Here is a 23,231-nt window from a genome sequence, read left to right as displayed (position 1 = left end):
GGTTGCGGCCACAAAGTTCCTTGTGGATCGATGGGTGGAGTGGATTGAGGGCCTGTGGACGGCCATGTCCACGACCTTGATTTCAGAGGGGCGGATGAGATTCTGGATGCATGGACGCGCACAAGGCATGTCCCTCAACCGTGCAGGAGCCCCTCATGAAATTCACCAAGGCAGAGATCGATGCCGTGATCGCGGCATCCCCCCGCACCACAGCCCCCTTGAACAAGCTGGTGCTGTCGGCAGACCATCAGGTGCGCCCAGGCGGCAGCACCAGCAAGATGAGCATCGCCGAGTTGGCCGCGTCCATCCTGGACTGCGGCGTGTTGCAGAACCTGATCGTCATCAAGGGCCCGCGTGGCCTGTTTGAAGTGTGCGCCGGTGGCCGTCGCCTGGAGTCGCTGAACTTGCTGATGAGCAACGGCGATATCCCCGACAACTACCCTGTGCCCATCCTCATCGTGCCTGCTGACAAGGCGCTGATGGCCAGCCTGTCCGAGAACATCTTTCACGTGCCCATGCATGCCGCCGACGAGTACCTTGCTTTCTCTCGCCTGTTGGGCGAGGGCAAGTCCGTCGAGACGGTGGCAGCGGCCTTTGGCGTCACACCCTTGGTGGTCAAGCGCCGCATGAAGCTGGCAAGCGTGTCGCCCAAGCTGATGGACGAGTTCCGGGCGGATGACATCAGCCTGGAATGCCTGATGGTGCTGGCGTCGGTCGATGACCACGAAAAGCAGGAACAGGCCTGGGCTGGCTTGCCCCAATGGAACCGCCGCCCCGACTACTTGCGTCAGTTGCTGACGCAGGGCGACATCGAGTCCGACCGTGACCCGGTGGCGAAGTACGTGACGCTCAAGGCATACGAAAAGGCCGGTGGGGCCACACGCCGCGACCTGTTCAGCGACGATGACAAGAAGGCTTACCTGCTGGACGCGCCATTGCTGGAGCGGCTGGCCGTGGACAAGCTCAGCAAGAAGGCCAAGCAGGTGCGTGCCGAGGGCTGGAAGTGGGTGGACGTTCGAGTGCGCTATGACCGTGACGAGTACAACGGCCACGTCGAGTTGCGCAAAGTGCGACGCGAACCCACCGAGCACGAGGCCACTGCGCTGGCGGAACTGGAGGCCGCGATGCAGGCCGTTCAACAGCGTCTGGATGCGCTGGAAGACATGGACGACGATGACGCCGATCAGGATGATGGCGCGGTGTACCAGGAGCTTGAAAGCGAGCAAGCAGCCTTGCAATTGCGGCTCAAGGCCATCGACGATGAACTGAGCGTGTGGCCCGCCGACCTGATGACGCAGGCCGGGTGCGTGGTCCACGTGGGGCACAACGGCGCGGCCACGGTGAAATGTGGCCTGATCCGTCCGGAGGACCGCAGTGCCGTGGCCCATGTCCTGACCCAGGGCACAGGGCAGACAGGCGAGTGCGGTGGGCAAGGGGATATGCTGTCTGGCCCATCGGCCAAGGTTCGCCCGGTTCACTCTGACAAGCTGATGCGCCGCCTGACGGCACACCGGGTCGCCGCCGTGCAGGCCGAATTGATTGCGCGCCCGGACGTGGCCTTGGTGGCACTCACGGCCCAGTTGGCGCAGAAGCTGTTCCTGAGCCGCGACTACCGCTACCACCAGCAGCCACAGGTGCTGGATGTCTCGGTCACGGACAGCCAGTCTGCGCTGCAATCTGCTGCCGATGACATCGAGGCCAGCCCGGCATGGCTGCGCATGGAGGCCGAGCGCAGCGCCTGGGCGCAGAAGCTGCCCCAAGATCTGGATGCCGTGTTCCCGTGGTTGCTGGCGCAAGACCAAGCCACAGTGCTCCAACTGCTAACCGTGGCGGTGGCGTGCTCAGTCACAGGCATTCAGGGCGTGGAGTCACCGACCCAACGCACCGACGTGCTGGCACAGGCCTTGGGCCTGGACATGCGCCGCTGGTGGACAGCCAACGGCCCTTCCTACCTGAACCATGTGTCCAAGAGCCGCGTGGTGGAGGTGGTCACCGAGGCGAGGGACATCAACGTGGCAGCGCCGCTGGCCGGTATGAAGAAGGATGCCGCCGTGGTAGCCGCTGAGTTGGCCTTGGCGGGCTCCGGCTGGTTGCCGCGATGCCTGAGGGGCCAAGCTGCCTCGGTTGCGGCGACAGGCGAAGTCGGGACGGCCAGTCTGGACGATTCCCATTCTGAGGCCGATGAACTCGCGGAGTCAGCGGCCTGAGGCTCACAGAGCTTTTCCCCCAAACCCGGCGCAGACAAGGGCTCTGCGCCGTTGGCGTTTGTCAAGACGACCCCTCTGGCGGCGCTTCGGTCTTGCCATCCACATCCAGTGATCCTGGATGGCGCTGCACCCGCACCGCACCAAGGTAGGCCCCCGAAGCACGTATGCGCGCATGCCCGGCCAAACGGGACACGGATTGTCTGGCCTGACGGTCCAGCTCCGGTGGCACCATCTGCCCGCCGCGCACCGGGGGCGCGGTCCCGGCCAGGGCCTCATAGTGAGAGATCAGCACCTCATGGCGCAGGCCATGTGCGGTCACCCCCCGTTCTCGCACGGTGATGCCGAACTTGGTCAACACGTAGTCAAAGTGCCTGAGGTTCTTGCGAAGGTCATGGGCAGGGTTGCCCATGTGGGCATCCTGGCTGCTGACCACGCCCTGCGCGAATGCCACGGCGGCAAGTCGCTCAGGGCTGTCCAGTGGAATGTGACGCACCCGGCCTCCCTTGCCTTTGATCCTGGCGTATCGATCTGCCGACTTGTCCACGGGCGGAAGGCCCGTGGACTCGAAGGGCACGATGCTCTCAAATGGCCGAAACAGCACCGATTCCTTGCGCCGCAGTCCCATGGCGCGGATCAGCCGCAACGAGGCCCCCACAAAGCGGTCGTGCTCACAGACCTGGGCAATCACAGTGTCGATGTCCACCCCTTGTGCCGACCACCCCTTGTCCCGGCTGGCGTACTCATGGCGCTGGTATTCGTCAACGCTCAAGCCGTAGTGGTCTGGTGATCGCACGAAGCCATGCTTGCCCATCCACATGGCCAGCCCACGCAGAAAGCTCAGGTAGGTCTGGATCGTCGCCGGGGCCAGGTGCTCTTGCTGCCAGACCTGCACCATGGCCCGGATGTGCTTTTGCCCCAGGTTGCGCGGGTCAGGCACCGTCTTGAACCCGGCCTTGGTCTTCAAGTCCCGAAAGAATCGGCGCAGGAATTGGGCGCGCTCCTGCCGTGTTTTGTGTGAGACGGTTTTGGCCATCGAGGTGTGCAGGGTGTTAAACAGTTCGATCAACACCTCCAGCACCTTGAGCGGTGGCGTCTTGCCCGTGGGGTAGTGGGCCAGGATGTCCTGGGGCGACTTGCCCGCCCAGCTTTGACGGCGTGCGGGTTGGTGCTGGCTTGAGCGCCCCGGGCTGGATGCTTCCTGAACCCGGCGCCGTGGTGATCTGAGCGTTGTGGATCGAGGGGGGGATGAGTCAGACATGATGTGTGCCCATGGTCAAGGGCCCGCCGCCCGAACAGCGGGTTGGTCGTGAGTGAAGGTGGAATCCCATGGAGATCGCCAATGGTGCGGATTCCGTCGCCCCATCGGTTCGTGGTCAAGCATTCAGCGCCGCACGCAACCACGACGGGTGCGGCGCCTACCCAAAGGTTTGTCGGTCGGTGTGCCTGCAGTGATGCATCGACACCGGCCAACTCGGTCTTTCTTAAAAACGAAACGGGTGATCCGTCCCAGTTGTGCATTTCTGCAGCCATGGGGTTGGTGATGCCGGTTTTGATCGTCAGAGCGGTGGATGTCGGATCAGGCAACACCAAATACGTCGTTGGCACGGAGGGCACCGAGATCCGCTGCGCCAGCTTTCCTTCCATTGCCTACCCGAGCGCCAGCGAGACTCAGGCCTGGTCGGCATCCGAGCGGCGCAAAACCGTGTCCATCCCCATTGGACACTTGTTCTACGAGGTCGGGCCCGATGTCCACCTGGTGGCCGATTCCGTGCGTGCAACCCAATTGCACGACGAGTACACCGACACGCCCGAGTACATGGCCTTGCTCCGAGGCGCCTTGCATCTGATGAAGCAAAGTCGCATCGACCTCCTGGTGGTGGGCCTGCCCGTGGCCTTGTTGCACCTCAAGAAGGCGGCGCTGGAGAAAGCGATGACGGGAACGCATGAAGTTGGGGGTGGCAAGACGGTGACTGTCGTCAAGGCACTCGCTGTGGCGCAGCCTCAAGGGGCGTTGGCTCATTACGCATCGGTGCACAAGAAGATGGCCACCATCGGCAATGAGCAGAGCTTGATCATCGACCCAGGCTCACGAACCTTCGACTGGTTGGTGGCCAGGGGCATGAGGCAGGTGCAAAAGCAAAGCCATTCGTTCAACCGTGGCATGTCGGATGTGCTGCGCCTGATCGCGGCCGAAATCAGCAAGGACATCGGCAGCCCCTATCGCGACCTCGACGCCATCGATCTGGCCTTGCGAACGGGCAAGCAGCCTGTGATTTTTCAGAAGTCCTACGACATCACCAGGTTCATGCCCATGGCTGAGGCGGTGGCGCAGCAGGCTGTGTCGGCGATGAAGCAGTACATTGAATCGCCACATAGCTTGCAGAACATCATCCTGGTTGGCGGCGGTGCCTTCCTGTTCAAGAAGGCGGTGAAGGCTGCGTTCCCGAATCACAAGATCCATGAGGTCAAGGAACCCATGTTTGCCAATGTGCGGGGCTTTCAACTGGCAGGGCAGAACTATGCGCGAACGGTGATGGCCGCGCCACGGGCTGATCAAGGTGCGACGCCGTCGGGGAGCAAGCCATGAATGCCAACGCCAAGGTCAGTGGGGAACCGATACGGCTGGTGTTTGAATTGGCGCGTGCCGATCACCCCAGGCTGTACGACGATCTGATCCAGTTCCCCAAGGGCACCAAGAGGATCAATCGACTGAGGGTGCTTGCATACGATGGCTTGCTCATTCAGAGCGGGCACATCGTTTCCATCGTGGCGTCTCGCTCAGGCGGTGATCAGCAAGGGGAGGAGGTAGGTCGCGGGGAACAGATCACCAACGATTTGTTCGGGCCGTCCATCGCGGACTGATCAGAAAGCTGTCGAAGAGGTTTCTCCGATGGGTGGCACGCAGCGCGTCAGGCGTTCTTCCTGAGGTGGTCGGCGTAGCTTGAAAATGAAGGTCTGCCTTTGCTGGTGTTCAGCTTGGCCAGACTTGTCTTGCTGATCCGCTGCTGAAGGTAGCCACATACCTCGTCGAACCTATCAACGGATATGGACGCTTAGCAAGCGATCAATAGACGGATCTAGTCGTGTTGCCGCTGATCTGATCGCTTTATGCCGATCAAAAATGTTTTACGAGGGGAAGGGGTTGCCCATCGTTGATTGCTGCTGGACCGCTTCGGCATTGGCCTTGAGGATCGCGATGGCTTGCCGCACAGCAGGGGATCGGCAAGTCAAGGGGTCCATTTTTTCCATGAAGTAGCTGGGATGCTCCAACATGAGTTCATACACTCGGTGAGCAAGACCGCTGTCCTGGACCGAAGCAATCATGGCCTTGCAGGTGTCCATGGCAGCGAAGCGATTCTGCCGATCGGCGGCGATGATTGCGGCTTTCAGCGCGTCTGCCTTGTCTGACTCAAAGACATGCTGAGAGTGAAACAAGATGGACATGTTGTCGGCGACTGTTTCGGCAAAGCTCCAACCGTACTCTGCGTGCTGCGACATTTCAAGATAGCCCTGAATGAAGCTTGCCAACCGTCCAGGGGGTAACGGCGCTTCGGCAATCGCATAGAACAAGTCGGAGGGCATGTCTATGCATACCCGGTGGCGTTCGCTGGGTGAGAGCATGGCCAACTCGTCAATGAACTGCCCCAGTTCAAGTAAGTCAGTTTGGTTCGTGGACTGCCATCGATCGATGATTGCCTGCTGTGTTCCCAACACTCCGCCGGAGCCATTGGCTCGCCCAAGGATTACGCTAAAGGCCAGAGTTAGACTTTGGCGCAAGGCGGAAAGCGATGGGTAGCGGCGTGCTTTGTCCGGGGCGCAGGCGCGCTCAATGACCACAAAAAGCGGGGGCGGAAGGAGCCCCGGCGTCAAGTCTGGTGTGTCTAAGCCGCTGAGCAGTACAAAAAACGTCTTGCCTAACATGTAGATGTCATCTGAGGCATCTGCATGGCGGAATCCTCCCGCGAAGAACTCCGGTGGCATGTATCCGGGTGTGCCGCCATATACGGATGTGCGGGTGAACGCAGTAGCCGAGTTCGGTTGTACGCACAAGCCCAGATCGGACACCACCAAGGTGCCGTTCCCTACGAGGAAATTCTGGGGCTTGATGTCTCGATGGTAGACGTTCTTGCTGTGTAGTTGCTCGATGCAGTCGATCATCCTATTTAGGTATTGCTCCGCCACCGCCAGGTCTTGTCGAAGGTGCGCAGCCTGATTCATCAGATCACCATGTTCGAAGAACGGCATGACAAAGTAGGGCGGCGAGTGTTCTAGGTTCGCATCCAGGACTGGGGCAACGTAGGGGCTTCCGTTGAAGCTCTGCATAACCCGGACTTCACGTCGAAATCGATTCTTCGTGTCGTCGTCGGTGTGGTTGCAATATTTGAGAACGAGCCGCGTGTCAGGCAAGGCGAGTGGACTGACGAACAGGACCGTGCCCATGCCTCCAGCAGAACTACACAGCCCCGTAACCTTGTATTTGCCGTCTACAACAGAACCTGCACTTGACATGTCATCGCCTCCCTCAGCACGTATGGCCCGGGAACCCCTCCCGTCAGCCCCTTAGCTTAGGCGCATCTCGTCGTTTGCAAGTGGCCGATGAGGTGCCCATGTGGCTTTCCAATAAAACTCGATAGCCTGCAGTGCAGGCTAGCCCCGAGCAAAGGGAGGTCGAGTTCATGTATCGATGGGCACCGCCTGCAAAAGGTGTCCCTGACTATGCCTTGGTAGCCCGGGTTTGTATTCAGTCAAACGAATCATTTGACAAAGTCTAGAAAAAAAACATAAACTTTGACAAATGGAGGGCATCCAATGAGTGACGGACCGCACAGAAGCCTTGGCCTTAGGAAGCCATGGCGACAGTTGGCTAAGCTTTGCGACAACGCTGCATACGCACAAGCGGAGGTCACTCATGCAGCCACCAGCGCACTCGTAAGCGACTTCAATGAGGTGTCTGGTGCCTTGCTTAAGGCCATCAAGCGTGTCTTCGATTGCGAGGGCAATTCTCTGGGCTCTCCAGAAATTGCGATGTACCAGTTGAACCTCGCTCGTTCTCTCGCTGCTGGGTCGGTCTTTGGGCAAAACGCTGTCAAGTGCAGCCAGATGCTAGTCAGCGAGGGCAAGTTAGAGCCCGAGAGCTTCAACATTGCAATTGGCGTGGCCGCGAAGATGCGCGGTCAAGCCAACTTGAGGGCCTTTCACGAGCACTACCTCGAAAAGACGAGCGAGTTCAGGGCTAACAAGGTAGTTCGTCGCTTTCAAGAGGCTATCGACTCGTTGTCGATTGGTTCGCTGGGTAACATCCTTGTCGAAGCACGTACCACCAGGATCCGGCCAACGACCAGAAGCACCGGACTGGACGAAGGGGTGCGACTGTGACCATCTATGAGCCCAAAGAGATGACCGTCGATGTCTTCGAAGAAGATAGTGCTTGCAAGCGAGGCGCCGTTCCTTGTCGAATTGGCAGGGACATCAGGTTCGAAACGGAGGCGCTAGAGTCTTTCTCGACCCATCGATGGGATCCAGTCATCTATGACGCTTTTCTGGTCGCTGCCGCCGTGGAGTTCTGCGACCGCACCCTGGTGCGCAGTTCCATGAACTGGGGCCGTAAGTTCATTCTCCATGTGCCTGTGCACGATGTTCACAAGTGGACGGACAAGGCCGCTCACGGGGCGCTGACGGAGGCATTGAACCTGCTGACTGGCGACGACTGGCAAATCGTATTTCGTACGCGGAAGGTCCCGGTGCCTCCTCCAGCGCAGGAGACGATGAAGTTTCCGATGAACGCGGAGGCCGTCATGGCGTACAGCGACGGCATGGATTCGCAAGCAGTGGCGGCGCTCGAAGGCAAGAAGCTCAACGGGCGGGTAGTGCGTGTGCGCATCGGCACCAGCGAGCGCGACATCTCAAGGCAAGAACGAAAAGAGATGCCCTTTCATGCGGTTCCCTACAAAGTGAAAATCGCGAAGAAGGATGGTGAGAGCAGCGCGCGCAGTAGAGGATTCAAGTTCAGCCTGATTTCTGCAATGGCTGGGTACCTGATTGACGTGCCTGTGGCCATCATTCCTGAGAGCGGGCAAGGCGCGCTTGCTCCTGTCCTGCTGCCCGTGGGACATGGCTACGAAGACTATCGAAATCATCCGGCCTTCACTGCCAGGATGGAGCGCTTCGTGTATGCCTTGCTGGGCTACCGTTTCAAGTACAAGTTCCCGCGCCTGTGGATGACCAAAGGCGAGACCTTGAGGGAGTTCGTCGAAAACTGCGAAGGCGGCTCCAAGTGGAACAAGACCCGTTCTTGTTGGCAAACCTCGCGCCAAATTGGATTTAATGGAACAAGGCGGCAATGCGGGATCTGCGCTGCATGCATACTGCGGCGCCTGAGCGTCCATGCGGCAGGTCTGAAAGAGGCAACGGATGTCTACGTATGGGAGTCCTTAAGCACCAAGACCTGGGAAGCGGGGGCGTCCAAGGACTTTGACCTTTTTACCAACGCCTTGCGCCAGTACTCAGTTGCCGGGGTTCTCCACTTCGAGCACTTAGCAGGGCTTCAAAGTAGGTCTGACTACCAACTGACCAGACGACTAAGCAATTTTGAACTGGCTGAGTCCCTCGGGGAGAGCCCCGTCAGCGTGTCGCAAAAGCTTGACCGGCTCCTGCGGCAACACGCCAAGGAATGGTCAGCCTTCACGAAGGACCTTGGACCGAGGTCTTTCGTGAGGCAGTGGATACGTAGTAGTGCATCATGACTAAAGAGAACTATGAACTGAGCCAATTTGAGCTCGGCGAGCGACTTAGAAGCGCGCGGGAGACCGCTAACCTGACGCAAGACGTGGCTGCGAAGGCTGCCGGACTTTCAAGAACCACGTTGGTGGCCATCGAGAAGGGGCACCGCGCTGCCAAGCTCATGGAGCTGCAGGACCTGTGCAGGTCCTACGGCGTGTCCGTCAATTCAATCCTGCGTCGTGAGTCTGTCCATGTGGACCTCGTACCTCGGTTTCGCACACTCGCTGAAACTGGCGAACCATGTATAGATACGGCAGCAAGGTTGCTCAACGACTTGGTCAAGGCGGAGGTCGAGCTTGAGAACATTCTTGGTGTTCAAAAGACCTACAACTATCCCGCCGAAAAGAGCATCCTGGCCGGAGATGTGCGCCAACAGGCCGAACAGGATGCACTCAACCTGCGTAACTGGCTCGGGTTGGGGGATGGACCTATCCGTGACCTATACGTCATCTTGGAGTTGCAATTAGGCATCAGGGTGTACACGCGCAAGCTTGACGGCAAGGTGTCTGGGTTGTTCGCCTATGACGATGCTGTGGGTGCCTGCATGCTCATCAACTCGACCCACCGCCGAGATAGGCGCAATCAGACAGGGAGCCATGAGTTGGGGCACTTTATTGCCACTCGCCGCAGACCTGAGATTTATCAGGACGAGATGTACGACAATTCGCGAGAGGAGCGATATGCCAATGCGTTTGCGCGGGCATTTATGACTCCAACGAGAACGGTCATGGAGAAGTTCAAGGAGGTGACGATTGGGTCGTCGCACCTGACGCGTCGGCACATCATCTTGCTGGCCAATTTCTTCAGCGTGTCGCGCCAGGCCATGGTCATGAGGCTGGAAGAACTTGGACTAACGAAAAAGGGAACGTGGGATTGGTTCCAAGACAACGGCGGGATCACCGACGAGCAAGTCCGCCAAGTGCTAGGGGAGGATGGCAATGAGTTCCCAGCTGTCCAACCACAGCAATCGTCGCGGTTGTACCTCTTGGCCATCGAGGCTTGGAAGAGGGATCTGCTCAGTGAGGGGCAGATGTCGGACTTGCTCAAGCTAAGCCGTGAGATGGTGCGAGAACTACTCGATGAGGCTCAAGAGGATGAGGTAGATGACCTTTTCAAGCTGCCTAACTGAGCAATCGCCCACTCTCGTTCTCGACTCCAGCATCATCATCAACTTGCTGGCCACCGGCCATGCAGAAGCGATTTTGCAGGCATTACCGGGCCTCACCTGTGTCACCGAAACCGTGATCGGCGAAATCAAAGGGGGTGCAGAGAATGGTCACGGGGAGTCGGCGAAGCTCGTTGAGCTCATCGACAGCGGGAAACTGGATGTCGTGGAGTTGGACAATGAAGCGCTCGAAAGCTTCATCTCTATTGTGTCGGGCTCAACGTCCGACTCGCTTGGGGACGGAGAGGCCGCCACTCTGGCGTTCGCTCACCGCAATGGACTGGTCGCGGCAATCGACGAAAAAAAGGCCAGGCGAGTGGCTGGTGAGAGTTTCGGTTCTCTGACAATTGCAACGACGGTCGACATCCTCGCGTATGCGCCTGTAGGGCTGGTGCTGGGCAAAGAGCGGCTGTCTAAAACAGTTCTTGATGCGCTACGCCTAGCGCGGATGCAGGTATGGGAACCACACTTTGATTGGGTCGTCGCGCAAATAGGTCCTGCAAACGTCCCCTTATGCCCAAGCCTGAGGCGGCTTGCAAAGCGAGTCCGTGTGACCACCGCCCAATGAACTGCGTCTACTTTGCCAGATGCGCACGCCGAGCAGTGGGTGGCCGAGGATCATCTGGGCATGTTGACTCTTTCTGTAGACTGGCGCGGCTCAAGGCGGCACCCCAACCGCTAGGTTCTCATGCCCGACGTGCTGGAAGCTGCAACCCGAGGGGTGTTCCTGTCCCCCACAGTTTTCAGGCTCGCCGTGTACACTAGAAACCGCGTTATGGCTGTCGTTTGACCGGCAACCATCGTTGCAATCACCACCTTCCAGCGTCGGTAAAAATGACGGTAGAAAGAAATCTTGGAACTTCAAAAACCTAGTGTTCATGCGGCTCTCAAGGTGCCGGAAATGATCGAGTGGGAATAAATCAAGCTCGGTTTGATCAAGACTGAGTCGCAAATGCCCTGCTGTGTCTTTGACGGAGCAGGGCATTTGCTTTGAACGGACACCACCTTGAATGGATTTCCATTGAGCTCGCCAAACGCTGCCGCATCGGACGTGGGCAAAGGCCTGTTGGCGGCCTTTGCTGTGGTGTTCTTCTGGTCGGGTTTCAACATCGTGTCGCGCTTTGGTGCGACCGCCGCGTTCACACCGTTTGACATTGCTGCCATCCGCTTTGCGGTGTCAGGTGCCATCGCGCTGCCCATGTTCCTGCGCCATGTGCCTCGGCAAGACTGGCTCAAACATGCGGTTCTCGCCTTGTTTGGTGGGGTGGGCTACTGCACGCTCGCTTACACAGGTTTTGCCTATGCCCCGGTCTCGCACGCTGGGGTGTTCGTGAACGGCGGGATCGGTTTCTGGACCATCGTCATCATGGCGTTCATGACCGGGTTTCGAATTCCGCGGCAGACCGTGGTGGCTCTGTTGCTGTCGACCAGTGGGCTGCTGTTGATCGGTTACGAGAGCCTCTCTGTCAAGCGGGGTGGAAACGAGTGGATTGGCGATCTGTTGTTCCTGGCCGCTGCGCTGACCTGGGCGATTTTCGGCCTGCTCGTGAGGCGATGGCAGATTCGTCCGCAACTGAGTGTGCTCGGTATCGCCTTGTTTTCGGCCGTGGTCTATCTGCCGGTCTATGTTTGGTGCTTGCCGAGCCAAATGAGCAGCGCCACATGGGGCGCCATCACCTTGCAAGCGGTGTATCAAGGCGTCGTGATCGCGTTTCTGGGGGCAGGCCTGTACAGCTACGCGGTTCAGAAAATCGGTGCGAGCGAGGCATCCTTGATGCTGGCCCTGGTGCCCGCGGTATCGGCCGTGGGCGGGCTGATGATTCTGGGCGAGCAACTGGGAACCATTGCGGTGGTCGGCATCGTGGTGGTCTCCATTGGTGCGGTGCTCGGCGCGTTGCCGCCTGGCAAACTGAGTTTGAAGTCTTGGTTCAGGGCTCGGTGAGCGCAGGTGTCGGGTTGGGCGCCTTGTGAATTTGCGCCACCCAGCGGAAGTTCAGCTAACCCTGACGTTGCGATAGCAGCAAGGTGTCGCCCACACTCACAGTGCGATAGAAGTCGCCGGAGACGTCGATGCGCTGGGGTTGTTCCAGTCGACGGTGAGAATGCGGTACGTGGTCGAGCGGCGGGGTCACCGCCTCCACGGCAAACAGCGCGTCTTCAGTTCTTTTCAGATGTCGGGAAAACTTACATCAGGCAAAAAACACTGGCTTTCAAAGCCTGGGCCTGTACGTTTTGCGTAGCCTAAGTCATTGAAAACATTGCTATTTAGCATGATGAGCGCGATGTGGCATGTTTTATGCTTTGTGGCGGTGGCAAGCTTCGTTTCAGATGAAACGAATGAAAAATTAGTCGCTTCGCCAAATTACCGACCTCTCAGGGACTCAAGTGATGTACACGTTGAAAAGAATGACCAAAGTGCTGACGCTCGCATTTGCTATGGTGGCAGGCGTCGCTCACGCAGGCGCGATCCATAACGCTGCTCTGTTCGCGACAAACACTCTTCCAGCGAACGATGATGGGTCTACTGGCCCGGTTAATATTGGCTTCACTGCCAATATCAACGCAATCAATTACACCCAGACATTCGTCAACAACAACGGCAACATCACATTCAATAATCCGCTGTCGACCTACACTCCATCTGCGATCACTAACGGTGCATTCGGGCCAATTATCGCTCCATTTTTTGCCGACGTTGACACCCGTGGTGCGGGGTCCAGTCCAGTGACGTATGGAAGCGGAACATTGGGTGGATATAATGTGTTCGGGGTCAACTATATCAATGTCGGCGTATATTCTGGGCAATCTATTTTCAATAGTTTCCAGATGATTCTGACGGATCGCTCTGATATCAGTGTGGGTGATTTTGATATTCAATTCAATTACGACAAAATTGTGTGGGAGGCTGGCACTGCAAGCAATGCGCCAGCCGGTGGTTTGGGCGGTGTCTCCGCGCTGGTTGGATACTGGACGAGCCCTACATCCAACAATACCCTGCAAGGTTCATTGATCAATGGTGCGCTGGTTGATGGCGGCCCCAATGCACTGATCAACGGGTCACTCAACTCAACGGTCTTGGGTCAATACAATTTTCAAGTGCGCAACGGCGTGGTGGTCGACCCCAACCCCATTCCCGAGCCGGCGTCTCTTGCCTTGGTAGGCATTGGCATCATGGCATTGGTGGCGACTCGGCGTCGTAAGACGGCCTGAATAGTGCGGTAAGAAAAAAACGGCGACCTTTTGGTCGCCGTTTTTGTTTTAATTTCAGTGCGGATTTCATCGCCTTTTTGAGATCAAAGTGTAGATCAAGGTGCCTAAAAAGTGGGGCCGGGTGATGTGGCAAAAAAATAATTCACCAGATGGCGTGATGAGGGTTTTCCTGTTCGCTCAGCTTGTGGCGCAGTTCTGTTGGATCCACTTGCCATAAGAATTTAACGCCTGCACCACCGGAAGGGCAAATATAGCTGGCAACTCATAGGGGTGTCGTTCAAGGATGGCGGCCTCAACTGCAGGGTAGAGGTCGGCGGTGGTTTTCAACGTCAGTCGGTACTCGGGGTCGTGTTGTAACGCGCCTTCCCAGTTATAAAAGCTCTCGATGGTCTCCAGTTGCGCACAAGCCACCAGGTGACGCTCCACCAACATCCGCGCCATCTCGCGGGCAGACTCGGCATCGGGCAGGGTGGTGAAAACGGCCAGCAGGGTCATGGTGTGGGGTGCAGGTGAACGGCCAACCACAAGGCGCCGTCGGACACCTGCAAAACCGTGTGAGGTGTGTGTGATGGCAGGAACAGATGATCGCCGGACGTGAGCGCCACGTTGCACCCATTGACGTCCAGCGTGGCATTTCCTTGCAGCAGCACCACCCATTCGTCCTGGGCCTGCACATAGCGTTCGTGTGCGATGCGCGATGAGCTGACGATGCGCTCAATGGTCAGGCCCTTGTTGCGCAAGAGCACATCAAAACGCTCACCTTCCAGCGGCGGGGTGAGGTCTGCAAACAGGTTGTCCATGGGGGGGCGGGTTGCGCGTCGGGCGTGCGAACCCGACAGGCGGCAGATACAAGTGGTTCAGGTGGAGTAACGGGCGTTATCAACCACGACGTCGTGGCCCAGAATCTCGGCGCCCAGATGTCCCTCAGGTGGGCGGCCGAAGAAGGGCGCGCCGGGTTCTTCGAACAGATAGACGTCCGCTTGCAAGGCACCGCAATGGGCGCAATGGTTGGTCAGTCGTAACTCGCCATCGGCGTCAGGCTCATCCACCCGCAGGTTGGGCGCCAGGAAGTGCAGCGTCTGGGTCAAGTCTTCTGGCGGGTTGGCGATGCCGTGTACGTAGGTGCGGCATTGCCCTGACTCGCCCAAATCCACCACATCACTGGCCACCAATGCATGGACCTGGGTCAGGCCCTGACATTTCCAGCAGGTGGCGGTGGACGTGCGCAAATGAAGGGGGGCCACCAGGCGCATGCCTTGGCTTGCGTTCGATGCGGGGGCGGCGCCTTGGCCGATGTTCTTCTGACTGTAGGAATGAGGCATGCCAACGTCCTTGAAAGAGGTGAGAACACACGTACCCATGCAGCGTAGCGCAGAAGTGGGCCGAGGCATACCCAGGTCTCCTCAGGCTTTCACCCAGTTGGCGTGATCGCTGGTGCGGGCAGCGTGCCACAGGGCGGGTCAGTGGCCGATCACGCGCTCCATGGCCTGGTCACGCAGGCGTGCCTTGCCGTCGTCGGGCAGGAGCACTTCCCGGGCATGTGGCAAGGGCCCGGTTGGCGGCGCAGGCATGGTCAACGTCGATGGGCCCGGTACAACTGTGACAGCGCCACCGGTGACGGCAAACTCACGGCTGCCGGTCGGGCAGGCACCATCGGTGTAGATCACCGTCTCGCCCTGGCGGCACTTGCGCACGCCTGCGAGCCCCTTGGGCGGCGCAGGTTGCCGCGACGCGCTGGAGCCCGACGCAGGGGCATCGTTGTCGAATGCGATGGTGGGTCGAGCCTGAGCGCGGTGGGGCGAGATCCAATTCTGCACCATCGCGGTGTCCTTGTATTTCCAGCCCACGCTCAGCACCATGAGTGCCGCCATTCCCTTGGCAATTGTTGTTATTTTCATCATCGAATTGGATCATGTCTGGATGACATTTTCACCGTTTGTGGCGAGGACGTTTCTGTGGCGGGTAGGGTGCTTTGGGTGGCATGCCCAAGGCACTTCTCGCCAGGGCGTCGGCCTCGGCATTGCGGTGGCGTGGCACCCAGCGCACGACGCCATGCTCGAAACGGGCCAACATGTTGCGGGCCTCGTCAAACAAGGGAGCCAGCCTGGCAATGGGCCGAACGTCCGGTCGCATCAATTGCTCCACCAGCACGCTGTTGTCGCTGAAAACCTCCACTAGGCAGTCTTGCGCAGGCAAGGAGCGCAAGGCGGCCATCACTGCGCGCAGTTCTGCCTCGTTGTTGCAGCCGATGGTGTGCGTAGCCTGAGACAGGGTTTGCCGGGTGCCATCGGGGGCGACCACCACGGCACCCAGGCCCATGCGGCCTGGGTTGGGCATGGCACTGCCGTCACAGTGGATCACCCAGGCAGTTCCGGGGGGGAAGTGAGCAGAAGGGGGGCGCATGGGGTTGGAGTCAGGGATGATGCGGGGGCACAATGCAGGTGCGAGCCGCGCACGCAGCGCCTGGCCCCTTCATTGTCCTTGATGGAAAGCACGCATGAGAGTTTTCAGTCTCTTGTCCCTTGTGGTGGTTCTGCTCATTGTGGCGGTGGTGGCCAAAAAGCAGTTGGGGGTCACGCATGCCACAGCGCCAGCCGCCTCTGCCGTGAATGGCGAGGCCTCCGTCCCCACGGTAAACAGCCCACAACAGGCGCGGCAGTTGACGCAGCAGGTTCAGCGTGACGTCAACAACGTGATGCAAAACCGCAGCGGGCAACTTGATCAGGACCTGGACAACAAGCAGCCGTGAACGGCCGATCTCTGACGTGCAGCTTCGTGGCCAACACGCGCGTCCCGCATCGATAATGGCCCGCCTTGAAGTCCGAATCTGAGCTTGCCATGATCCTGCCCGCAGACGAAGTTGCCATGCGCATCGCCCTTGACCAGGCACACAACGCCTGGTTGGCGGGGGAGGTGCCCGTGGGCGCGGTCATCATGCGCCACGGCCAAGTCGTCGCCACCGGCTACAACCGTCCCATCACCACGCACGACCCTACCGCGCACGCCGAAATCGTTGCCCTGCGCCACGCAGCTCAGTTGCTCGAAAACTACCGCTTGCCCGAATGTGAGCTGTTCGTGACGCTGGAGCCGTGTGCCATGTGCGCGATGGCCTTGATGCACGCACGCTTCAAACGCGTGGTGTTCGCGGCGACCGACCCCAAGACCGGCGTGGCCGGTTCGGTGCTCGATCTGTTTGCACAGAAGCAGCTTAACCACCACACGCAGATCGTCGGCGGGGTGATGGCGGAAGCCAGCAGCCAGTTGCTCAAACAGTTTTTCGCCGAACGTCGCGCGCAGATCAAGGCCGACCGGGATGCGCGCCGTGCCGCATCAGCGCGTCAGGCCATGCATGGCCTGGATGTGATCGAGCCGGAGTGGGGTGAGTCGCCCGCCGTGGAGATGTTGCCGGTGCCGCAGGTGATCGATTCACCCGTCAACGAGTAGCCTCACCGGCGGTGTGAAGGCGAAAAAAAGGAGTCCCTCGGGACTCCTTTTGCGTCTGGCTTACATGCCAGCGTAGTTCGGGCCGCCACCGCCTTCAGGCGTGACCCAGACGATGTTCTGAGTCGGGTCCTTGATGTCGCAGGTCTTGCAGTGCACGCAGTTCTGGGCGTTGATCACCAGGCGGTCGCTGTTGTCATCGTTCTTCACGAATTCATACACGCCAGCCGGGCAATAACGCGCCTCGGGGCCAGCGAACTTGGCCAGGTTCACGTTCACGGGCACCGACGCATCCTTGAGCGTCAAGTGAGCAGGCTGGTGCTCTTCGTGGTTCGTGTTGGAGATGAACACCGAGCTCAGGCGATCGAAGGTGATCTTGCCATCGGGCTTCGGGTACTCGATCTTGGGCATCGAGGCAGCTGGTTGCAGATAGGTGTGATCGGCAGCGGTGCGGTGGATGGTCCATGGAGCCACCTTGATGCCCAGCTTGGGCAGCAGCCACTGCTCGACACCGGTCATGATCATGCCGACGTACATGCCCTTCTTGAACCACTGCTTGAAGTTCTTGGACGTGTCCAGCTCTTCCTTCAGCCAGCTCTTTTCGAACGAAGCAGGGTAGGCGCTCAGCTCGTCGTGCTGACGCTCGGCGTTCAGGGCGTCGAAGATGGCGTCGGCGCACAGCATGCCGGTCTTCATGGCGGCGTGCGAGCCCTTGATGCGGGCAGCGTTCAGGTAGCCGGCGTCACAACCGACCAGGGCGCCGCCCGGGAACACGGTCTTGGGCAGCGACAGGATGCCACCGGCCGTGATGGCGCGGGCGCCGTAGCTCAGGCGCTTGGCGCCTTCCAGGATGGGCTTGATGCTGGGGTGGGTCTTCCAGCGCTGCATTTCCTCGAAGGGGCTCAGCCAGGGGTTCTTGTAGTCCAGGCCGGTCACGAAGCCGAGGGTGACCTTGTTGCCTTCCAGGTGGTACAGGAAGCCGCCGCCATAGGTCTGGGTGTCCATGGGCCAGCCGGCGGTGTGCACCACCAGGCCAGGCTGGGCCTTGGCCGGGTCGATTTCCCACAGTTCCTTGATGCCGATGGCGTAGCTTTGCGGGTCCTTGCCTTCGTCCAGCTTGAACTTGGCGATCAGCTGCTTGCCCAGGTGGCCACGTGCGCCTTCGGCGAAGATGGTGTACTTGCCCAGCAGTTCCATGCCCAGCTGGAAGTTGTCGGTCGGCTCGCCGGTCTTGTCGACGCCCATGTTGCCGGTGGCAATACCCTTGACCGAGCCGTCGTCGTTGTACAGGACTTCAGCGGCCGCGAAGCCGGGGAAGATTTCCACGCCCAGGCTCTCGGCCTGTTGGGCCAGCCAGCGGGTGACAGCGCCCAGGCTGATCACGTAGTTGCCGTGGTTGTGGAAATTGTTGGGGATCAGGGCCTGAGGCGTGGCGATGGCGCCGCCTTCGGTCAGCACCAGCACCTGGTCAGCCGTGACGGGCTGGTTCAGCGGTGCGCCCAATTCTTTCCAGTTGGGGAACAGCTCGCTCATGGCGATCGGGTCCATCACGGCGCCCGACAGGATGTGTGCGCCAGGCTCGGAGCCCTTTTCCAGCACCACAACGTTGACTTCCTTGCCGGCCTTTTCGGCGAGTTGCTTCAGACGGATGGCGGTGGACAGACCTGCAGGGCCGGCGCCGACGATCACGACGTCATATTCCATAGACTCGCGGGGGCCAAACTGCTCAAGGATTTCCTGGGGCGTCATCGTGATTCCTTCTGTTTTGACAAACAGCGTTCTGTTGTTATCGATCAAAAGCGCGATTCTATTCTGCAGAAGTGCAAAAATTCCTTGCCAGTTTGGCAAGGCAGTTTTGCCTTGTTGCAGTGCGTATAGGGGTAAACCCCCGCATTGTGTGATTCCGCATTGGGGGCGGCAGAGCAGCAAGGATGGCGTGCTAAGGTTTCAGCACCCATCATCAAGGATCATGCTTCCATGAGTTACACACTGGATCTGTCGGGCCGCGTGGCCCTGATCACCGGCGCCTCCAGTGGCCTGGGCACGCAGTTTGCGCGCACCCTGGCGCAAGCGGGTGCCGCCGTCGTGCTGGGGGGGCGCCGCATCGAGCGGCTCAAGGACTTGCGCTCGGAGATCGAGGCAGCCGGAGGCGATGCGCATGTGGTCTCGCTGGACGTGACCAGCGTGGACAGCATCAAGTCGGCCGTGGCGCATGCCGAGACCGAGGTCGGCCCCATCGACATTCTCATCAACAACTCCGGGGTGAGCACAACGGAGCGCCTTGTGGATGTGTCGGAAGACAGTTTCGATCATGTCTTTGGCACCAACACCCGCGGGGCATTTTTCACGGCCCAGGAAGTGGCCAAGCGCATGCTGGCCCGTGCCAAGGGCGCGGCGCCCGGGGTCTTCGCCGGTGGGCGCATCATCAACATCGCCTCGGCCGCCGGATTGCGAACCCTGCCTCAGATCGGGGTGTATTGCATGAGCAAGGCTGCGGTCATTCACATGACCAAGGTGATGGCGGCCGAGTGGGGCCGATTCGGCATCACCACCAATGCCGTCTGCCCGGGGTACATCGACACGGAGATCAACCATCACCACTGGGAAACTGAGGGCGGGCAGAAGCTGATCAAGATGCTGCCGCGTCAGCGGGTGGGACACCCGAAGGATCTGGATGCCTTGCTGGTGATGTTGTGTTCGGCGCAGAGTGACTTCATCAATGGCGCGATCATCTCCGCCGACGACGGCATGGCGGCGTCCTGAGCTTGAATCTGCGTTGCGCGCCCGTATCTGCGCAGCGTACCCAGCAGGTTTGCTGAACCCCACCGATTCGACATCTGAACCGACACCATGCGATTGGACATTCCCGAACACAAGATCCTGGTCCACGAAACGTCTTTGCCCATTTTGTGGGGAGACATGGACAGCCTGGGTCACGTCAATAACACGGTCTACTTCAAGTACATGGAGCAGGCCCGGGTGACCTGGATCGAGGCCATGACCGGCAGCCTCACCGACGCTAAAGAGGGCCCGGTGATTGCCAATGCCTTCTTCAACTTTTACCAGCCGCTGGTCTTCCCCGGTGACCTGGTCATCAAGTTGTACGTGGCCTCGCCGGGGCGCACGAGCATCGACACCTTCGTGACCATTGAGCGACGGGACGAGCCGGGACAGCACTATGCGGCCGGCGGCGCCACACTCGTCTGGGTGAGTAGCGAGGATGGCCGACCGGTGCCCTTGCCCGAACCTATCCGGGCTTTGCAGGGCAAACCTCCTGCTTTGCCTGGCGGGGACAAACCCCCCGCCTTGCCCAATCATTGAGCCGACGTGCCAGCACCCATGCCCGGGGGGCTGGCAGCGTCATTTTTGAGCCGGGTGGCTGGTGTTCCATGACATCCCGGTGTACGCTTTCATTGCTGCAGTGCAGCATCAACAACCCCGTTGTCAAGGAGTGAGTGGATGAACAAGGTCTATCCCGACGCCGCCAGTGCGCTGGCGGGGATCGTCAAAGACGGGCAGTTGCTCGCGGTGGGGGGCTTCGGCCTGTGTGGGATTCCGGAAGCGCTGATCGATGCTTTGCAGGCGTCCGGCGTCAAGGACCTGACCGTCATCTCCAACAACGCGGGCGTGGACGGCTTCGGTTTGGGCAAGCTGCTCAACACCCGCCAGATCAAGAAGATGATCTCCAGCTACGTGGGTGAAAACAAGGAGTTCGAGCGCCAGTACCTGGCCGGCGAACTCGAGCTGGAATTCACGCCCCAAGGCACACTGGCCGAGAAGCTGCGCGCCGGGGGCGCCGGCATCCCCGCCTTCTTCACCAAGACGGGTGTGGGCACCCTGGTGGCCGAAGGCAAGGAAACGCGCGAGTTCGATGGCGAGGTCTATGTGATGGAGCGCGCCCTGGTGCCCGAGGTGGCCTTGGTCAAGGCCTGGAAGGCCGACAAGTCGGGCAACCTGATCTTCCGCCGCACCGCACGCAATTTCAATCCGGCTGCGGCGATGGCAGGCAAGGTCACGATTGTGGAAGTGGAAGAAATTGTCGAGACGGGCAGTTTCGATCCGGATGCCGTGCACCTGCCGGGCATCTACGTGCACCGCATCGTGCTCAACACCACCCCCGAGAAGCGCATCGAAAAGCGCACCCTTCGTGAAACTGCTGGAGCCTGACCATGCCCTGGACCCATGACGAAATGGCGGCGCGTGCCGCACAGGAACTGCAAGACGGCTTCTACGTGAACCTGGGCATCGGCCTGCCGACCTTGGTGGCCAACCACGTGGCCTCCGACATCGACGTGTGGCTGCAATCGGAAAACGGCATGCTGGGCATCGGCCCCTTTCCGACCGAGGCCGAGGTGGACGCTGACCTGATCAACGCCGGCAAGCAGACCGTGACCGTGCTGCCGGGCTCGTCGATCTTCGGCTCGCACGAGAGCTTCGCGATGATCCGCGGCGGCAAGATCAACCTGTCCATCCTGGGCGCCATGCAGGTGTCCGAGAAGGGCGACCTGGCCAACTGGATGATCCCGGGCAAGATGGTCAAGGGCATGGGCGGCGCGATGGACCTGGTGGCCGGCGTCAAGCGCGTGGTGGTGTTGATGGAGCACAGCGCCAAGAACGGCGAGCACAAGCTGCTGCAACAATGCACGCTGCCGCTGACCGGTGTGGGTGTGGTCGATCGCATCATCACCGAACTGTGCGTGCTGGACGTCACGCCCGAAGGCTTCAAGTGTGTGGAATTGGCGCCGGGTGTGACCCCGGAAGAGATCCGCACCAAGACGGGTGCACACGTGCACCTGGCGCATCTCGAAGCCTGATGAGACGCTGACCGCACGGCGCCTGTGAGCGCGCCGATCACACCGAGGCTGCCTGCGGGCAGCCTTTTTCATGTGCGCCCAGCATGGGCGCACTCCTGCAGGCGTCTGACACAATCGCGGCCATGAACTGGATTACCCTTGCGCTCTTGCTGCTCAATCTGGCCTTGCTGTTGTGGTTGGCCTTGAGGCCTGCCCGATCTGACGACGCCGCGCTCTCGAAACTGGGGGCCGATCTGGGGGCGGAATGGCGCCAGCGCTCGGAGCAAGTGAGCCGTGAGTTGCGTGAGGAAATGTCACGCAGTGCCGCCGGGACCCGGCAGGAACTGGCGTCGTCCTTGGCCTTGTTCCAGCAGACCTCGCTGGCCCAGCATGGCGACACCACGCGCACGCAGAGCGAACAGCTCGACAGCTTCCGTGTCCAGCTGGCGGGCTTTCAGCAGTCCCTAGTGGACAGCCAGCGCGACAGCATGCAGCAGCAGTCGCAGCAAGGCTTGGCCTTGCGTGAAGCTCAGGCCCTGAGCCTGGCACGTTTCACCGAAGCCCAGGAAGCCGCTTTGCGCCGACTGGGGGAGGGCGTGGCGGAGCAACTGCGCGTGCTGTCGGACGCCAACGAGCGCCGCCTGAGCGACGTGCGCCTGACGGTCGAGACACGTTTGCAGGCCTTGCAGTCCGACAACGAGAAGAAGCTGGAGCAGATGCGCCAGACCGTGGACGAGAAGCTGCACGCCACGTTGGAAGCCCGTCTGGGCGAGAGCTTCAAACAGGTGGCCGAGCGCCTGGAGCAGGTGCACCGCGGCCTGGGCGACATGCAGCGTTTGGCCAGCGATGTGGGCTCGCTCAACCGCGTTCTCAACAACGTCAAGACCCGGGGTATCTTTGGTGAGGTGCAACTGGCGGGCTTGCTGGAACAGGTGTTCACGCCTGAACAGTACGCGGTCAACGTCGAGACTGTGCCGGGCAGCGGTGCCAGGGTCGAGTTCGCCATTCGCCTGCCAGGTCAGGGCGGGGGCGATGGGGCGCCGGTGTGGTTGCCGATCGATGCCAAGTTTCCTCGCGAAGACTACGAACGCTTGTTGGAAGCGCACGACCGGGCCGATTCACAGGGCGTGGAGGCTTCGGCCAAGGCGGTCGAGAATCGCTTGCGTCAGGAAGCGCGCTCGATCCGCGACAAGTACCTGGCCCCACCGCACACAGCCGATTTCGCCATCTTGTTCGTGCCCACCGAGGGCCTGTACGCTGAGGCTCTGAGGCGCCCTGGCCTGGTAGAGGCCATGCAGCGCGAATGCCGCGTGATGTTGGCAGGCCCGACCACCTTGCTGGCCACGCTCAACAGCTTGCAGATGGGCTTCCGTACCCTGGCGCTGGAGAAGCGCTCGTCCGAGGTCTGGCAGGTGCTGGGCGCCGTCAAGACCGAGTTTGGCAAGTTTGGCGATGTGCTGGCCAAAACCCGCAAGAAACTGGACGAAGCCAGCAACACGATCTCGTCGGTCGAGACGCGCACCCGCGTCATGGGCAGGGCGCTCAAGCAGGTCGAAGCCATGCCAGAGGCCCAGACACAGGCCTTGTTGCCCGGCGAGCCCGACCTCGGCTACGAATCACCTCAGGATTGAGGTG

25 protein-coding genes are annotated in these 23,231 nt (G+C 60.0%); 16 read left to right on the top strand and 9 right to left on the bottom strand.

The annotated features are described in order from the left end of the window. Nucleotides 1-155 precede the first annotated feature (155 nt). Nucleotides 156-2,207: a ParB/RepB/Spo0J family partition protein gene (locus AC3WW4_RS10565; RefSeq protein ID WP_288486484.1), complete on the top strand. Its 2,052-nt coding sequence runs from the start codon at nucleotides 156-158 to the stop codon at nucleotides 2,205-2,207. Nucleotides 2,208-2,268: 61 nt separating this feature from the next. On the opposite strand, the gene AC3WW4_RS10560 is transcribed toward AC3WW4_RS10565, so the two are convergent. Further along, on the bottom strand, nucleotides 2,269-3,465 hold the full coding sequence (locus AC3WW4_RS10560) for a phage integrase N-terminal domain-containing protein (RefSeq protein WP_109036504.1): 1,197 nt from the start codon (nucleotides 3,463-3,465) through the stop codon (nucleotides 2,269-2,271). 282 nt (nucleotides 3,466-3,747) lie between these two features. Between AC3WW4_RS10560 and AC3WW4_RS10555 the strand changes: the two genes are divergently transcribed. Both AC3WW4_RS10555 and AC3WW4_RS10550 read left to right on the top strand, forming a co-directional pair. Further along, the gene (locus AC3WW4_RS10555; RefSeq protein WP_488829734.1) at nucleotides 3,748-4,794 is read left to right on the top strand and encodes a PRTRC system protein D; all 1,047 of its coding nucleotides are present in this window, start codon (nucleotides 3,748-3,750) and stop codon (nucleotides 4,792-4,794) included. After that, nucleotides 4,791-5,069 (top strand): hypothetical protein, encoded by a 279-nt coding sequence (locus tag AC3WW4_RS10550; protein WP_058087140.1) that lies wholly within the window; start codon nucleotides 4,791-4,793, stop codon nucleotides 5,067-5,069. Before AC3WW4_RS10555 ends, AC3WW4_RS10550 begins: the two co-directional genes overlap by 4 nt. A 264-nt stretch (nucleotides 5,070-5,333) precedes the next feature. On the opposite strand, the gene AC3WW4_RS10545 is transcribed toward AC3WW4_RS10550, so the two are convergent. Then, nucleotides 5,334-6,716: a serine/threonine-protein kinase gene (locus AC3WW4_RS10545; RefSeq protein ID WP_488828401.1), complete on the bottom strand. Its 1,383-nt coding sequence runs from the start codon at nucleotides 6,714-6,716 to the stop codon at nucleotides 5,334-5,336. Nucleotides 6,717-7,016: 300 nt separating this feature from the next. Here AC3WW4_RS10545 and AC3WW4_RS10540 point away from each other — a divergent pair, with 300 nt between their 5' ends. Genes AC3WW4_RS10540 through AC3WW4_RS10525 form a run of 4 tightly spaced genes read left to right on the top strand, consistent with a single transcriptional unit; the run spans nucleotide 7,017 to nucleotide 10,720 of the window. Beyond that, nucleotides 7,017-7,583 carry a hypothetical protein gene (locus AC3WW4_RS10540; RefSeq protein ID WP_058087138.1) on the top strand — a complete coding sequence of 189 codons (567 nt, stop codon included), beginning with the start codon at nucleotides 7,017-7,019 and terminating at the stop codon, nucleotides 7,581-7,583. Nucleotides 7,584-7,603: 20 nt separating this feature from the next. After that, entirely contained in the window at nucleotides 7,604-8,950 is a 1,347-nt protein-coding gene (locus tag AC3WW4_RS10535; RefSeq protein WP_058087160.1) for a 7-cyano-7-deazaguanine synthase, read from the top strand. Further along, entirely contained in the window at nucleotides 8,947-10,116 is a 1,170-nt protein-coding gene (locus tag AC3WW4_RS10530; protein ID WP_058087137.1) for an XRE family transcriptional regulator, read from the top strand. Before AC3WW4_RS10535 ends, AC3WW4_RS10530 begins: the two co-directional genes overlap by 4 nt. Then, on the top strand, nucleotides 10,091-10,720 hold the full coding sequence (locus AC3WW4_RS10525) for a PIN domain-containing protein (RefSeq protein WP_058087136.1): 630 nt from the start codon (nucleotides 10,091-10,093) through the stop codon (nucleotides 10,718-10,720). The genes AC3WW4_RS10530 and AC3WW4_RS10525 overlap by 26 nt, the downstream gene beginning before the upstream one ends. A gap of 308 nt (nucleotides 10,721-11,028) precedes the next feature. On the opposite strand, the gene AC3WW4_RS10520 is transcribed toward AC3WW4_RS10525, so the two are convergent. Then, the gene (locus tag AC3WW4_RS10520; RefSeq protein WP_488829796.1) at nucleotides 11,029-11,352 is read right to left on the bottom strand and encodes a hypothetical protein; all 324 of its coding nucleotides are present in this window, start codon (nucleotides 11,350-11,352) and stop codon (nucleotides 11,029-11,031) included. On the opposite strand from AC3WW4_RS10520, the gene AC3WW4_RS10515 reads away from it, so the two are divergent. Further along, nucleotides 11,234-12,094: a DMT family transporter gene (locus AC3WW4_RS10515; RefSeq protein WP_488829733.1), complete on the top strand. Its 861-nt coding sequence runs from the start codon at nucleotides 11,234-11,236 to the stop codon at nucleotides 12,092-12,094. The two genes, AC3WW4_RS10520 and AC3WW4_RS10515, sit on opposite strands and share 119 nt — an antisense overlap. Nucleotides 12,095-12,540: 446 nt before the next feature. Continuing rightward, on the top strand, nucleotides 12,541-13,362 hold the full coding sequence (locus tag AC3WW4_RS10510; protein ID WP_488828399.1) for a nidogen-like domain-containing protein: 822 nt from the start codon (nucleotides 12,541-12,543) through the stop codon (nucleotides 13,360-13,362). Nucleotides 13,363-13,539: 177 nt separating this feature from the next. On the opposite strand, the gene cutA is transcribed toward AC3WW4_RS10510, so the two are convergent. From cutA to AC3WW4_RS10485, 5 genes are all read right to left on the bottom strand, one after another. Further along, entirely contained in the window at nucleotides 13,540-13,857 is a 318-nt protein-coding gene (gene cutA, locus AC3WW4_RS10505) for a divalent-cation tolerance protein CutA (RefSeq protein WP_488828398.1), read from the bottom strand. After that, nucleotides 13,854-14,162, bottom strand: a complete 309-nt coding sequence (locus AC3WW4_RS10500) for a cupin domain-containing protein (protein ID WP_488828396.1) — start codon at nucleotides 14,160-14,162, stop codon at nucleotides 13,854-13,856. The genes cutA and AC3WW4_RS10500 overlap by 4 nt, the downstream gene beginning before the upstream one ends. A gap of 57 nt (nucleotides 14,163-14,219) precedes the next feature. Beyond that, complete coding sequence (locus tag AC3WW4_RS10495; RefSeq protein ID WP_488828395.1) at nucleotides 14,220-14,684, bottom strand: hypothetical protein; 465 nt, start codon at nucleotides 14,682-14,684, stop codon at nucleotides 14,220-14,222. Nucleotides 14,685-14,822: 138 nt separating this feature from the next. Further along, nucleotides 14,823-15,233, bottom strand: coding sequence for a hypothetical protein (locus AC3WW4_RS10490; RefSeq protein ID WP_488828394.1), 411 nt, complete (start codon nucleotides 15,231-15,233; stop codon nucleotides 14,823-14,825). A 58-nt stretch (nucleotides 15,234-15,291) separates the two neighbouring features. After that, complete coding sequence (locus AC3WW4_RS10485; protein WP_488828392.1) at nucleotides 15,292-15,765, bottom strand: ribonuclease HI family protein; 474 nt, start codon at nucleotides 15,763-15,765, stop codon at nucleotides 15,292-15,294. A 94-nt stretch (nucleotides 15,766-15,859) separates the two neighbouring features. Between AC3WW4_RS10485 and AC3WW4_RS10480 the strand changes: the two genes are divergently transcribed. After that, nucleotides 15,860-16,111 (top strand): hypothetical protein, encoded by a 252-nt coding sequence (locus tag AC3WW4_RS10480; RefSeq protein WP_488828391.1) that lies wholly within the window; start codon nucleotides 15,860-15,862, stop codon nucleotides 16,109-16,111. Nucleotides 16,112-16,200: 89 nt separating this feature from the next. Then, nucleotides 16,201-16,806, top strand: a complete 606-nt coding sequence (tadA, locus tag AC3WW4_RS10475) for a tRNA adenosine(34) deaminase TadA (protein ID WP_488828389.1) — start codon at nucleotides 16,201-16,203, stop codon at nucleotides 16,804-16,806. A gap of 60 nt (nucleotides 16,807-16,866) precedes the next feature. On the opposite strand, the gene AC3WW4_RS10470 is transcribed toward tadA, so the two are convergent. Next, nucleotides 16,867-18,552 (bottom strand): electron transfer flavoprotein-ubiquinone oxidoreductase, encoded by a 1,686-nt coding sequence (locus AC3WW4_RS10470; protein ID WP_488828388.1) that lies wholly within the window; start codon nucleotides 18,550-18,552, stop codon nucleotides 16,867-16,869. Nucleotides 18,553-18,780: 228 nt separating this feature from the next. On the opposite strand from AC3WW4_RS10470, the gene AC3WW4_RS10465 reads away from it, so the two are divergent. From AC3WW4_RS10465 to AC3WW4_RS10445, 5 genes are all read left to right on the top strand, one after another. After that, nucleotides 18,781-19,566 carry an SDR family oxidoreductase gene (locus AC3WW4_RS10465; protein ID WP_488828386.1) on the top strand — a complete coding sequence of 262 codons (786 nt, stop codon included), beginning with the start codon at nucleotides 18,781-18,783 and terminating at the stop codon, nucleotides 19,564-19,566. A gap of 87 nt (nucleotides 19,567-19,653) precedes the next feature. Beyond that, entirely contained in the window at nucleotides 19,654-20,124 is a 471-nt protein-coding gene (locus AC3WW4_RS10460; protein ID WP_488828385.1) for an acyl-CoA thioesterase, read from the top strand. A gap of 138 nt (nucleotides 20,125-20,262) precedes the next feature. Then, nucleotides 20,263-20,970 carry a CoA transferase subunit A gene (locus tag AC3WW4_RS10455; protein WP_488828384.1) on the top strand — a complete coding sequence of 236 codons (708 nt, stop codon included), beginning with the start codon at nucleotides 20,263-20,265 and terminating at the stop codon, nucleotides 20,968-20,970. A 2-nt stretch (nucleotides 20,971-20,972) separates the two neighbouring features. Further along, a complete protein-coding gene (locus AC3WW4_RS10450) occupies nucleotides 20,973-21,617 on the top strand; it encodes a CoA transferase subunit B (RefSeq protein WP_488828383.1) in 645 nt (214 codons plus the stop codon). 83 nt (nucleotides 21,618-21,700) lie between these two features. Continuing rightward, complete coding sequence (locus AC3WW4_RS10445; protein WP_488828382.1) at nucleotides 21,701-23,227, top strand: DNA recombination protein RmuC; 1,527 nt, start codon at nucleotides 21,701-21,703, stop codon at nucleotides 23,225-23,227. The last annotated feature ends 4 nt before the right edge of the window (nucleotides 23,228-23,231 follow it).

The sequence above is a fragment of the Aquabacterium sp. TM01 genome (assembly GCF_057808345.1).
This window is presented reverse-complemented; position numbering and strand designations above follow the sequence as displayed.

What these genes read in the sequence shown, in the direction of transcription:
- AC3WW4_RS10460 (WP_488828385.1), top strand. Translation starts at nt 19,654, where the DNA reads ATGCGATTGGACATTCCCGAACACAAGATCCTGGTCCACGAAACGTCT.
- AC3WW4_RS10540 (WP_058087138.1), top strand. Translation starts at nt 7,017, where the DNA reads ATGAGTGACGGACCGCACAGAAGCCTTGGCCTTAGGAAGCCATGGCGA.
- AC3WW4_RS10555 (WP_488829734.1), top strand. Translation starts at nt 3,748, where the DNA reads ATGCCGGTTTTGATCGTCAGAGCGGTGGATGTCGGATCAGGCAACACC.
- AC3WW4_RS10545 (WP_488828401.1), bottom strand. Translation starts at nt 6,716, where the DNA reads ATGTCAAGTGCAGGTTCTGTTGTAGACGGCAAATACAAGGTTACGGGG.
- AC3WW4_RS10560 (WP_109036504.1), bottom strand. Translation starts at nt 3,465, where the DNA reads ATGTCTGACTCATCCCCCCCTCGATCCACAACGCTCAGATCACCACGG.
- cutA (WP_488828398.1), bottom strand. Translation starts at nt 13,857, where the DNA reads ATGACCCTGCTGGCCGTTTTCACCACCCTGCCCGATGCCGAGTCTGCC.
- AC3WW4_RS10535 (WP_058087160.1), top strand. Translation starts at nt 7,604, where the DNA reads ATGACCGTCGATGTCTTCGAAGAAGATAGTGCTTGCAAGCGAGGCGCC.
- AC3WW4_RS10500 (WP_488828396.1), bottom strand. Translation starts at nt 14,162, where the DNA reads ATGGACAACCTGTTTGCAGACCTCACCCCGCCGCTGGAAGGTGAGCGT.
- AC3WW4_RS10470 (WP_488828388.1), bottom strand. Translation starts at nt 18,552, where the DNA reads ATGACGCCCCAGGAAATCCTTGAGCAGTTTGGCCCCCGCGAGTCTATG.
- AC3WW4_RS10445 (WP_488828382.1), top strand. Translation starts at nt 21,701, where the DNA reads ATGGGCGCACTCCTGCAGGCGTCTGACACAATCGCGGCCATGAACTGG.
- AC3WW4_RS10525 (WP_058087136.1), top strand. Translation starts at nt 10,091, where the DNA reads ATGACCTTTTCAAGCTGCCTAACTGAGCAATCGCCCACTCTCGTTCTC.
- AC3WW4_RS10565 (WP_288486484.1), top strand. Translation starts at nt 156, where the DNA reads ATGAAATTCACCAAGGCAGAGATCGATGCCGTGATCGCGGCATCCCCC.
- AC3WW4_RS10510 (WP_488828399.1), top strand. Translation starts at nt 12,541, where the DNA reads ATGTACACGTTGAAAAGAATGACCAAAGTGCTGACGCTCGCATTTGCT.
- AC3WW4_RS10490 (WP_488828394.1), bottom strand. Translation starts at nt 15,233, where the DNA reads ATGGCGGCACTCATGGTGCTGAGCGTGGGCTGGAAATACAAGGACACC.
- tadA (WP_488828389.1), top strand. Translation starts at nt 16,201, where the DNA reads ATGATCCTGCCCGCAGACGAAGTTGCCATGCGCATCGCCCTTGACCAG.
- AC3WW4_RS10485 (WP_488828392.1), bottom strand. Translation starts at nt 15,765, where the DNA reads ATGCGCCCCCCTTCTGCTCACTTCCCCCCCGGAACTGCCTGGGTGATC.
- AC3WW4_RS10480 (WP_488828391.1), top strand. Translation starts at nt 15,860, where the DNA reads ATGAGAGTTTTCAGTCTCTTGTCCCTTGTGGTGGTTCTGCTCATTGTG.
- AC3WW4_RS10455 (WP_488828384.1), top strand. Translation starts at nt 20,263, where the DNA reads ATGAACAAGGTCTATCCCGACGCCGCCAGTGCGCTGGCGGGGATCGTC.
- AC3WW4_RS10530 (WP_058087137.1), top strand. Translation starts at nt 8,947, where the DNA reads ATGACTAAAGAGAACTATGAACTGAGCCAATTTGAGCTCGGCGAGCGA.
- AC3WW4_RS10550 (WP_058087140.1), top strand. Translation starts at nt 4,791, where the DNA reads ATGAATGCCAACGCCAAGGTCAGTGGGGAACCGATACGGCTGGTGTTT.
- AC3WW4_RS10450 (WP_488828383.1), top strand. Translation starts at nt 20,973, where the DNA reads ATGCCCTGGACCCATGACGAAATGGCGGCGCGTGCCGCACAGGAACTG.
- AC3WW4_RS10495 (WP_488828395.1), bottom strand. Translation starts at nt 14,684, where the DNA reads ATGCCTCATTCCTACAGTCAGAAGAACATCGGCCAAGGCGCCGCCCCC.
- AC3WW4_RS10465 (WP_488828386.1), top strand. Translation starts at nt 18,781, where the DNA reads ATGAGTTACACACTGGATCTGTCGGGCCGCGTGGCCCTGATCACCGGC.
- AC3WW4_RS10520 (WP_488829796.1), bottom strand. Translation starts at nt 11,352, where the DNA reads ATGGGCAGCGCGATGGCACCTGACACCGCAAAGCGGATGGCAGCAATG.